Source organism: uncultured Microscilla sp., assembly GCF_947493425.1.
In the GTDB taxonomy this organism is placed as follows: Bacteria; Bacteroidota; Bacteroidia; order Cytophagales; family Microscillaceae; genus Microscilla.
The window spans coordinates 21,043-31,527 of record NZ_CANLRP010000102.1; the positions used below are offsets into that span (position 1 = coordinate 21,043).

Genomic DNA, 10,485 nt, shown 5'->3' on the forward strand with positions numbered 1-10,485 from the left:
AACGATGAAAAATGATAGGGGTAGATTGTACTTTTTATATCCTTACTATTATAAAATACTCAAGTAATGGAAGTTGAAAAATACCTGGAATTAATCATAAAAAGACGCCATAATAAGCTTTCTCCTGAAGAAGCGAGTTTATTAGATCACTGGCTTCAAGAAAGTTCTGACAATCAAAAAATACAAGAAGATATACAACAAATATGGAAACTTACCCAACATTATCAAGAGAGCTATGAACCAATAGTAAAAAATGGATTTGACAGGTTTCAACAAACCGTCCATGCTTCACCTATTGACCATACCTATACAGCACTCATTGTAAAAGTTATGCAAGGCAATGCTTCTTCAGAAGAGGTAAACTCTTTGGAAGAATGGGTGAACCAAAAACAAGAAAACGCTGACTTGCGTCAATCAGTAGAAAATGTGTGGACTTTGACCCAACAATATCAGGCAAGTTATGAACCCAATGCCAAAGCTGGATTTGCCCGTTTTAAGGATGCACTTGCCAATGATGAGCAATTGGTTGACCACTCACCCACTACTCATGATGACCTATTGACCGACCTGATTACCAAAAGTCTTAGCAGGAATATATCTTCTGAAGAAGCAGCTCAATTAGATGCTTGGTTGACCCAAAATAACGAAAACAAACAACTATACGAAGACCTGGCAAAGGTGTGGGAAAATACAACCCACTATCAAGAAAGTTACCAACCTGACCCTGCTCAAGGCTTGGCAAGGTTTAACCAATTGATTGTTGATACAGACAAAAAAAGTGATGCTCCGATCAAATCGCTGAACAAAAAATCAAGTCAAAAATTCACTTTAGTGGGTATAGCAGCTACGGTAGCATTGCTGTTAGTGGCTGGTTACTGGTTGCTCTTTCAATCATCATCTAGTACTGTAGTTGCTACAGCCAACACCACTCAAACCGTTACACTACCCGATGGCAGCACCGTTTCTCTTAATAAAAACAGTGAGTTATCGTACAACAAAAAGTTTGAGCCCAGAATTGTAAAACTGAAGGGAGAAGCTTTCTTTGAGGTTACCAAAAGAGTAGGAAAACCCTTTTCTATTTTTAGCAATGGCACCAAAACAGAGGTATTAGGTACGTCATTTAATATAAAAACAAGCAACAAAAACAATGATGTTGAAGTAACAGTAATTACAGGAAAAGTAGCTGTTTCGCTTGAAAAAGTACCTCAAAAGAAAGTTTTACTTGCTCCAGGTGACAAGGCTGTTTGCAAAAAACAGGTGAAGCTTATCAAAAAAGCGAAAAGTAGTAATCAAAATTTTTTAGCCTGGAAAACTCGCCGCCTTGCGTTTGAGAACCATACTTTACAAAATATTATCCCTGAATTAGAACGTTTCTATCAAGTAAAAATAGAGCTGACTAATTCAAAAATGTTAAATTGCAGATTTACTGGTACATTTGATAATGTTGCACTGGAGGAAGCACTGGAGATTATTAAGTTCACCTTTAATGCTTCTTACATAAAATCAAGCAATAAGTATATTATCAAAGGCAAAGGCTGTAATTAGGTCACTAACATACAGTTAAGTTTTTATGATAAAATGGCTGGCAATATCGTTTTTGCTTCTCTTTGGGATGCCTGATAGCTTTGGGCAAAGTGTAAACTTGAGCAAAATTGTCAGTTGCAACTATAAAAATAAAACCTTGCAGGTAATACTAAAAAAACTTGAAAAAAAGTATCGCCTTCGGTTTTCTTATAGCAGTAGCCTTTTGCCACTCAACAAAAAGCTTACACTGAGTGTAAGAAAACAACCTCTCAAAAAGACTCTTCATCAACTTTTTAGCCCTCTCGATATCCAATACGCCCTGATTGGAAATCAGCTTGTGTTGAAAAAACAGGCTGTAAACCCACGCAGTTATTTATCGTTTTCTACTCCCATTGTTGCCCAAAAGCCTGTCACATCAAAAGTAGAAATTAGTATTATAGACGCTGCTAGTGGTACCACGATTCCCAAAGCTCATATATTTAAAAGTGATTCTATTTTGGTAGGGACAAGTGGGCCTCAAGGTAGATTTAGCATTAGATTGAGCCCTACCCAAAAGGTAACACTGACTTTTTCGCATGTAAGCTACGAGCCTGTTACCAAGGTGATCAACCCTTCTACCCAAAAAGAGTACGCAATATGGCTGATTCCCAAAATTGAGGAATTGAAAGGAATCACTATTTCTATCAATCGCGATAAAAGATGGAAGAAGCTTTTTAATAAATTTAAAGATGACTTCTTGGGTACCTCGTCCAATGCTGCACAATGCAAAATTCTCAACCCTTGGGTAGTAGAGTTTCTGGAAACGGCTCAGGGCATTAAGCTTAAAAAGGAAAGTGAAGATACTTTAGAAATTGAGAATTATGCTTTAGGTTACAAACTTATGTTCTTGCTAAGTAAGTTCGTTTTAAGAAACGATGATGTGTACTATAAAGGACAATGTTGGTTTTCTGATTTGTCGCCCAAAAACAAAAAACAGCAAAGGCGCTGGCAAAGAAATCGCCGAAGGGCTTATAAGGGGTCATTTAACCATTTTTTGGCAGCAATGGCACACAATAGAGTCACCAAAGAAGGTTTTGAAGTAATGGTATCTAAATACCCTCCTTACAAAAGTAATGGTTTTTACTTCAGTGTCCCTCATAAAGAATTATTACGCCCAGGAAAAAAGCAGGGAGAACACTTTTTTGTATCGCCTTATTATGTCAAGGTTACTTATTATGGTGAACTAGAAGAGTATAATTATATTAAATGGTATAAGCGTAGTAATCCTTGGGTAAGGGGACATTTAAAACCTAGGGCACAACTTTCGTGGATTTGGCTTGGAACAGGGAGTGTAAAATTTAACAGTAGGGGACGGATTTTGAACGATGCCGAGCGAGTAATCAGGTATGGCTATTGGGCTTGGGAAAGAGTAGGAGAAATGTTGCCACACCAATACCTGGCAGAAGCATACACTCAACTTGCCCATAAAAACAAACGCTGATCTACACCACAGTCTTCTTTGTTTCTCTTTCTTAATTCTTGAATCGTAAATCGGTTGCTAATCAAAAAATCTTAGTAAATTTGTTACCCGTTCATTTTTTGGTGTAAACAGTAAAGGTGTTGTCCAATCACTTTTCTTAGTAAATCACCAGAGATATTCTCAAAATTTAAACTAAAAATATAAGCAATTATGGCTGGACATAGTAAATGGGCGAACATTAAGCACCGCAAGGGTGCACAAGATGCAAAACGAGGAAAAATATTTACCAAGTTAATAAAAGAAATTACAGTAGCCGCAAAAATAGGTAGCCCTGACCCTGAGACCAACCCTCGCCTACGATTGGCAATTCAGAATGCTAAGGGGGTAAATATGCCCAAAGACAATATAGAGCGTGCCATTAAAAAGGCTACTGGTGCTGATGGCGCTGACTATACTGAAACTACTTATGAAGGTTATGCCCCCAACGGCATCGCAGTATTTGTAGAATGTACTACTGACAACCTAAACCGAACAGTTGCCAGTGTAAGAAGTATATTTAATAAATATGGAGGAAACCTTGCTACCAATGGTTCCGTAGAGTTTTTATTTGACCGAAAGGGAGTTTTTCAAATTATACGCCCAGAAGGAATAGATGCCGACGAATTCGAACTTGAACTGGCTGACGGAGGCGCTGAAGAGGTGGAGTTCAGCGACGATTATATTGTAGTTACTTGTGCCATGGAAGACTTCGGGAATGTTCAGAAAAAACTGGATGAAATGAATATTGAAGCTGAAAATGCTGGACTGGAACGCATTCCTACTACTTCGGTAAATCTAAGCGATGAAGACCTTCAGCAATCAATGAAAGTGATAGATAAGCTGGAAGACGATGATGATGTGCAAAAAGTGTATCACAATATAGAAATTAGTGAGGAGCAAATGGAACTACTGAGTTAAGTAACATTAAAAATAGAAATTATACTGTGGGCGGCATAGTGAGCCAAAAATATTTTGTTGGAATAGTGTGATAGTTGCCTCCCCTGCGGTAAGATACAAACACATGAGGTGGTGCAAACCTTCTGTTTTTCATTCCGTTTATAGTATAACTTGCTTACATGCAACATATTACATAGCCCTTGCTTTTTGCGGGGCTTTTGTTTTTGTATGTAGCTATTTCCATTTTCTATAATTTTTGATAGGGGAACTTTGAATAACAAGACTGGTTTTTTAATAAAATATTCATAGATTTATACTTAGTCAAATAATAGCCTTATGAGTCATCAACAATGCCTTTTATTTCATCAGAAACCGCCTTTACCGAAACGCAGTATCTCCTGGCTAATGCTTGGTTTGCTGTTTGTGCTTGCCTCTTGCAACAATGAGGTAGATTTTGACTGGCAACCCAAAGTAGTAAGCCCACTGGTAAATGGCGAACTGGGTTTGTTTCAACAACCTGATGTAAAAAATATTTCTGACGATTTTTTGATTACTGCTACCAATGTGTTTGGCAACCAACGTGGTACTGTCAACTCCTTGCCAGCCATTGGTCCACTCAATTTTCCTTTGGAACCTACCAAAATATCTGACAATGATGAAATTGATGAAGTGGGGCTTTCCAATGTCAAAATCAGTCTTACTATCACTAACCGTATGCCCGTAACAATGGCATCGGGCGCAGTAATCACGCTTACCAGTGCAGGAGCATCTACTGCTTTTGCCGAAACTACCATAGGGCAAGATATAGCTCCAGGTACCTCTCAAACATTTACCATCAACCAAAACTCTGGGGTATTAAAAAATACGTTTGTAGTATCTTTAAATAATTTTAAAACGCTGGCCACCAACGACCCTGTTACTATTACCGACAACTCACAGGTGTCTATGAAACTTCAGTTTGACCCTCCTACCGTAGATTATATTCAGTTTATAGCTGGCAAAAGTAGTACTTTTGATACTCAGTTTGATTTTGATGCTGGCTTAGACCAACAAAACACTGAAGATGTATCGGGCGACCTGGTGGTTGACCTGAAAAACCAAGTAGCCATTGACTTTAACCTGAATATTAACTTTTTGGATGCTTCGGGTGGAGTATTGGGTACTGTGTTTCCGGGTGGACTTGAACTAAGCGCTAACCAAAGTGTGGTGCGACGAATAGGCGGTCAGACGATTATAAATAACTTACAAGCAGCCAAGAAAATACAGGTAAAGGCAGTGTTTAATCCTACTATTGCCAATAGAAAACTTACCAGTGATGCAAAAATACTGTACAAACTCATAGGCGATTTACAGTTTAAAGTAAAAGTAAAATAAAGTAAGTACCGCGGCAGAATTAAATATACCTAATGAGTAGGTGTAACAGCCTTATGATGAGTTACCCTTACTTGTAGCTTATAGCTAATTACTTGCTGCTACTTAGTACACTGTAAACTAAATATCTTATGCTTATTTCGGCTTCTTTTGCCCTTTGACTTCTCTTAAAAAAAATCGCGTAGCTTTGGCTATGCTCTATTTTTAAAGATCGTCAGCAAACAAAATAAGCTCGAACTAAACGACAACTTACTTAATTTACAGTGTACTTATACTGTCTGACTTGAACAAAAACTTGTACCTAATAAAAGAACAAACATATATATGCGGCAACTTCTACAACTTTTAACCCTTGCAGGAATTTTATTGGGTGGCTTATACCAACACACTCAGGCCCAAAACAATCCAGCGGTATTGTACGGCAGCCACTTTCACCAGCAAGCAGCAAGATTGAACCCAAGTAAACTGGGGGACAGTTACAATGACCTGGACATCACAGGCTTGCCCTTACCTTTGCCTACTTTTAATCTGTACAGCTGGGGGGGCAACAATCGTCTCAACGCCAAAGACTTTCAGAAGTACTTTATTAGTGGGGGGAATACTGTGGACAACGCTATTATTGAGGAATTTGTGGGCAGGTTTGGCAATAAAAATATTGTAGGTGTGGGAGCACAGTTACAACTATTTGGTGTTGCGTTTAAAATCAATAAAAAAACCAGGGTAATGGATATGAACAACCCTGATCTAGCTGATATTCCAGTCATTAAAAGGGATGAAATTGTAACGATTTCTTTGGGCTGGAACGAACGAATGGCAGCAAGTGTAAGACTATCGCCCGAAATGCTCGCTTTTGCCTGGAAAGGTAATGGGCACCCTGATTTTTTAGACAAAACAATTGACTTAGGGAATACGAAAATTAATGCCTACTGGCTTCGAGAGTTTGCACTTGGGGCAGCCATGCCTATTTACAAAGGTTTAGACATAAATGTACGTGCTGGGGTGCGGTTAAAGTATTTACAAGGAATGGCGGCCATGCGTTCGCGCCGCGCCAATGCCACCATTCTTACACAAAGTGCCGAAAACGGCGGGACTATTACCACCAATATAGATTACTTCTCTAATTTTAGTTCGCCAGTGCCAGTAGACGAAAAAGGGGAGTTTGAGGATATTCCTACCAAGAAATTTTTAGGAAGTGATGATTTTCCAAAGCTACCTGCACAAGGCAGTGGTTTTGGAGTAGACCTAGGGGTAACTGTGACCTTACAAGACAGGTTTGTAGGTACCTTCTCTCTGGTAGATGTAGGTGGGGTACGTTTTAAACGTAGAATAAGCAACTTTAAGCTAAACAATCAAATCACGTTTAATGGAATTGAAGTTCCTGCTGATCCTTCTACGGGTTTGTTGGGTGGGGCTGATGGTATTCTTGATAGCTTGATTAATAATTTTGAACTGGAGCGAACATTCGACAAGTTTTCTATTCCTTTGCCTACCCGAATGATGTTTCAGGCAGAGTATAAAGTACCCAGGATAGATAAAAAAGGACGCAAGTATAACAAACATCATTTTTTCCTTACCTATATTCAGGGTTTTGGCGAATATGGTATCTCTACAGCACGCCCTAGTTTTACGGCGGCTTACAGCCACAATTTAGGACAACAGGTAAGCGTGGGGCTAAGCGCCGCCAGTGGAGGGTATTCAGGTTTTGGAATTGGTTCGTTTATGTCGTTCAAACTAGGGTATTATCGTTTAGGTTTTGGCACAAATAATATTACGGCTTTGCTATTACGTTCGGGGGGTAAAGGGGCTGATATATCATTCAATATTTCCACAGCGTTTCGTTAGGTTTAACAACAGTTATTGATGATATATTTGTAACAATAAGATGCTTTACGCAGATTTTACACTCAATATTATCAAACCGAGCCTACAGGTTTACTGTAGGCTCGGTTTTTTGTTTTAAGCAGTGACTCATGAAGGCTTTACTTCTCAACACAATAAAAGTCAGTTACTTCCTCAAACCTGGGTTTGATCATCCACTCGCCTTTTTTGTTAATAAAACCCCAACGATGGTTTTTGAGGTCAGCAATAGAAGCAGGTGTAAGGACTAGCTTGCCGTTTTTCCCTTGCACAAAAGTAAGTGAGTCGGCAAGAGTTAACACCCTTGCCCAACCCTGTTGAAAATGGGAAGCAATGAAAAAGTTACCCTGTATAGCAACACTGCCATCTGGTCTAATAAACATGTATCTATCTCTGGGCTTTTTTTGCGCTGCCGCCAACCCTTCCCTAAACTCCCCTATTTCATCATACTTGGTAGCAATCGTCATTTTTCCCATGGTATCTATCAACCCATGCACCCCTCTTGAGAATTTATCAAAGTGTAACAAATGACTATAATTCAAAGGCATGTCGTTTTCATCACGAATTGACCTGTTGATTCTATACCAATGCTGGAAGCTGTTTCCCTGTATTTTGGCAAGCCCGTGGTGATCAAAGGATTGCAAAAAATATTCGTTGGCAAGGGGCAAAATTATTTTGCCCGAAGGCAAAGCCACCAAGGTTCGCTTACGGGGCTGATGAATGGCAGTTTTGCCAGGGATTAATTGCCACACCACGGCACGGTTTGCCCCCAATAGTTGTACATATTCGTATTGGGGCTTGAGTACCCATTGCCCCGCCTCGGTCATTACGCCCCATTTGCCCGTGGTGCCTTTCACCACCAAGCGCCCCTGCACCCGTTGGTAGTGGTTTATATCAGGGTAGCGGTTGGGCACCGCCCACTTGCCTTGGCGGTCGATGAGCCCATACAAGCTGTCTTTTTGGGCAATTGCCAAACCATTGACAAAATACCCTATGTGTTGGTAGACAGGGGGTATCTCCCACCCGCCTTGGCGGTTGATGCCTCCATACAAACCCGCCTTTTTTACCATTGCTAAGCCATTGACAAAACTCTCTACTGTTTGGTAATTAGGGGCAATTACTTCTTTGCCTTGGGCATTGATAAAACCCCACTTGCCTTGGCGCTTGACTGCCACAAGCCCCTCCGCAAAATCGCCCATGCCATCGTATTTAAGAGGAATGATCCAATTGCCTTTGGCATCAATGCAACCAACTTCCTTAAACCTAAACTCAGGCAATGCTATTTGAGCTTTTAATAGCCTGTGATGGTTCATTGTGCTTATTTTCAATGTATCAGGGACAGTGTACATTACCTTGCCTTTAAAATCAATCAAGTAGGTTTTCTGTTTGTCTCCAGTTTGTGCACAAGCTTTTAAAACTTCATCATTCAAAAAATACAAGCCCTCATATTTAGGGGCAATCACCCATTCGCCTTGGCGGTTGATCACCCCCTTTTTGCCATAAAAAGTAGCAATGGCATAACAAGAGGGCGGGGCGGGGGCGGCGGGGCGAATGGCGCATGCCGCGCAGGTCCCAATGAATGCGAGGTATAACAACATGTTTCTAATCATCGGACTTAGATTGAGGGTAATGGGTTTTAAAATATTGGTATACATGGGGTTTACCTCTCAATACAATAAAAGTCAGACACTTCGTCAAACCTGGGCTTGATCATCCACTCGCCTTTTTTGTTGATAAAACCCCAACGGTTATCAATCATTTTTTCCCTGTCTTGCAGCCCATAATAATAAGGCAAAGGAATTGGAATTCGATTGCCGTATTTGTCCCGTTTAAACACCAACGAATCGGCAGGCGCCAACACCCTTGCCCAACCTTGACTAAAGGGGCGAGCCTCGGCAAAATGCCCCGCAAAAATCTGACTTCCATCGGGTCTGATATACCTCCACCCATATGCAGCGTGGGGGGTTGCTATTGCCACACTCCCTCTAAAATCACTCAAGAACTGATATTGGGTGGCTACTACCATGTTGCCCATTGTATCTATGAGCCCATAAACCCCAAACTCAAGGTCGTCAGCGTGTACTCGCGGAGTGAGCCTGTCGGGTAAAGGTTTCGATTTTTGGGTTGCGTCATTAATCTTGTACCAGTTAAGATCAGCGTCGCCAAGAATTTTGGCAAGCCCGTGTTGGTTAAAAGGGTATATAAAACTATCATAATTGAGGAATACAATAGTTTTGCCTGATGGCAATGCCACCAAGGTACGCTTACGCCCAAAGTGTAGGGCAGTTCTGCGGGGGTAAGTAAATTGCCATACAGCAGCGCGGTTTGCCCCCAATAGTTGCACATATTCGTATTGGGGCTTGAGTACCCATTGCCCCGCCTCGTTCATTACGCCCCACTTGCCCGTGGTGTCTTTTACCACCAAGCGCCCTTGCACCCTTTGGGGGCTTATGTCAGGGTAGCGGTTGGGCACCGCCCACTTGCCTTGGCGGTCGATGAGCCCATACAAGCTGTCTTTTTGGGCAATTGCCAAGCCATTGACAAAACGCCCTATGTGTTGGTAGACAGGGGGTATCTCCCACCCGCCCTGAAGGTTGATGATCCCATACAAACCCGCTTTTTTTACCATTGCCAAGCCATTGACAAAGTATTCTACTTGTTGGTGAGCTGGAGCTATTACTTCCTTGCCTTGGTCATTGATAAACCCCCACAAGCCTTGGCGCTTGACTGCTACAAGCCCCTCCGAGAAATCGCCCATAGCATCGTATTGGGGGGCAATCACCCATTTGCCCTTAATGTTGATGCATCCTGTCTTGGTAGGCTGTTTTTCTATGCGTATCTCAGCTTCAAACAAGCCAGGAAAGACCTCATTCCATACTTTTATCGAATCAGGAATAGCGTATACTACCTTGCCTTCAAAGTCAATCAAATACGCTTCCTCTTGGTCTCCTGTTTTAGCATAAACTTTCAATAACCTATCATTGAAAAAGTATAAACTTTTATACTTAGGCTCAATCACCCATTCGCCTTGGCGGTTGATCAAACCCTCTTTGCCATAAAAAGTAGCGATGGCATAACAAGAGGGCGGGGCGGGGGCGGCTGGGCGAATGGCACACGCCGCGCATGTCCCAATGAATGCGAGGTATAACAACATGTTTCTAATCATCGGACTTAGATTTAGGGTAATGGGTTTTGAAGTATTGGTATACATGGGGGCTCAATAGTTCAAGGGTTTTAGGTTCGGTAATATACAAGGCAAAAGCTTCGGCAAAGTTTTCCAGGTCGTTTTGGTGTCTAATTCTATATTGTAATGTATGCACTACCTAATAGTCAATAGT

The 10,485-nt window shown here is 41.1% G+C and carries 8 protein-coding genes; 5 read left to right on the forward strand and 3 right to left on the reverse strand.

Going from position 1 to position 10,485, the window contains the following annotated elements:
• Window positions 1–66: 66 nt before the first annotated feature.
• The 5 genes from Q0954_RS21920 (at window position 67) to Q0954_RS21940 (ending at window position 7,132) form a co-directional block, all read left to right on the forward strand.
• Window positions 67–1,545 (forward strand): FecR domain-containing protein, encoded by a 1,479-nt coding sequence (locus Q0954_RS21920; RefSeq protein ID WP_299460423.1) that lies wholly within the window; start codon window positions 67–69, stop codon window positions 1,543–1,545.
• A 25-nt stretch (window positions 1,546–1,570) separates the two neighbouring features.
• Window positions 1,571–3,004 (forward strand): STN and carboxypeptidase regulatory-like domain-containing protein, encoded by a 1,434-nt coding sequence (locus Q0954_RS21925; RefSeq protein WP_299460424.1) that lies wholly within the window; start codon window positions 1,571–1,573, stop codon window positions 3,002–3,004.
• 189 nt (window positions 3,005–3,193) lie between these two features.
• Window positions 3,194–3,940 carry a YebC/PmpR family DNA-binding transcriptional regulator gene (locus tag Q0954_RS21930; RefSeq protein ID WP_299460427.1) on the forward strand — a complete coding sequence of 249 codons (747 nt, stop codon included), beginning with the start codon at window positions 3,194–3,196 and terminating at the stop codon, window positions 3,938–3,940.
• A 315-nt stretch (window positions 3,941–4,255) separates the two neighbouring features.
• A complete protein-coding gene (locus tag Q0954_RS21935) occupies window positions 4,256–5,293 on the forward strand; it encodes a hypothetical protein (RefSeq protein WP_299460430.1) in 1,038 nt (345 codons plus the stop codon).
• A 321-nt stretch (window positions 5,294–5,614) separates the two neighbouring features.
• On the forward strand, window positions 5,615–7,132 hold the full coding sequence (locus Q0954_RS21940; RefSeq protein WP_299460433.1) for a DUF5723 family protein: 1,518 nt from the start codon (window positions 5,615–5,617) through the stop codon (window positions 7,130–7,132).
• Between the two features lie 137 nt (window positions 7,133–7,269).
• On the opposite strand, the gene Q0954_RS21945 is transcribed toward Q0954_RS21940, so the two are convergent.
• Genes Q0954_RS21945 through Q0954_RS21955 form a run of 3 tightly spaced genes read right to left on the reverse strand, consistent with a single transcriptional unit; the run spans window position 7,270 to window position 10,467 of the window.
• The gene (locus Q0954_RS21945; protein ID WP_299460435.1) at window positions 7,270–8,802 is read right to left on the reverse strand and encodes a WG repeat-containing protein; all 1,533 of its coding nucleotides are present in this window, start codon (window positions 8,800–8,802) and stop codon (window positions 7,270–7,272) included.
• Window positions 8,803–8,807: 5 nt separating this feature from the next.
• On the reverse strand, window positions 8,808–10,301 hold the full coding sequence (locus tag Q0954_RS21950; protein ID WP_299460437.1) for a WG repeat-containing protein: 1,494 nt from the start codon (window positions 10,299–10,301) through the stop codon (window positions 8,808–8,810).
• A 4-nt stretch (window positions 10,302–10,305) separates the two neighbouring features.
• Window positions 10,306–10,467 (reverse strand): hypothetical protein, encoded by a 162-nt coding sequence (locus Q0954_RS21955; protein ID WP_299460439.1) that lies wholly within the window; start codon window positions 10,465–10,467, stop codon window positions 10,306–10,308.
• Window positions 10,468–10,485: the final 18 nt, after the last annotated feature.

What these genes read in the sequence shown, in the direction of transcription:
- Q0954_RS21935 (WP_299460430.1), top strand. Translation starts at nt 4,256, where the DNA reads ATGAGTCATCAACAATGCCTTTTATTTCATCAGAAACCGCCTTTACCG.
- Q0954_RS21925 (WP_299460424.1), top strand. Translation starts at nt 1,571, where the DNA reads ATGATAAAATGGCTGGCAATATCGTTTTTGCTTCTCTTTGGGATGCCT.
- Q0954_RS21945 (WP_299460435.1), bottom strand. Translation starts at nt 8,802, where the DNA reads ATGTATACCAATATTTTAAAACCCATTACCCTCAATCTAAGTCCGATG.
- Q0954_RS21920 (WP_299460423.1), top strand. Translation starts at nt 67, where the DNA reads ATGGAAGTTGAAAAATACCTGGAATTAATCATAAAAAGACGCCATAAT.
- Q0954_RS21950 (WP_299460437.1), bottom strand. Translation starts at nt 10,301, where the DNA reads ATGTTGTTATACCTCGCATTCATTGGGACATGCGCGGCGTGTGCCATT.
- Q0954_RS21930 (WP_299460427.1), top strand. Translation starts at nt 3,194, where the DNA reads ATGGCTGGACATAGTAAATGGGCGAACATTAAGCACCGCAAGGGTGCA.
- Q0954_RS21940 (WP_299460433.1), top strand. Translation starts at nt 5,615, where the DNA reads ATGCGGCAACTTCTACAACTTTTAACCCTTGCAGGAATTTTATTGGGT.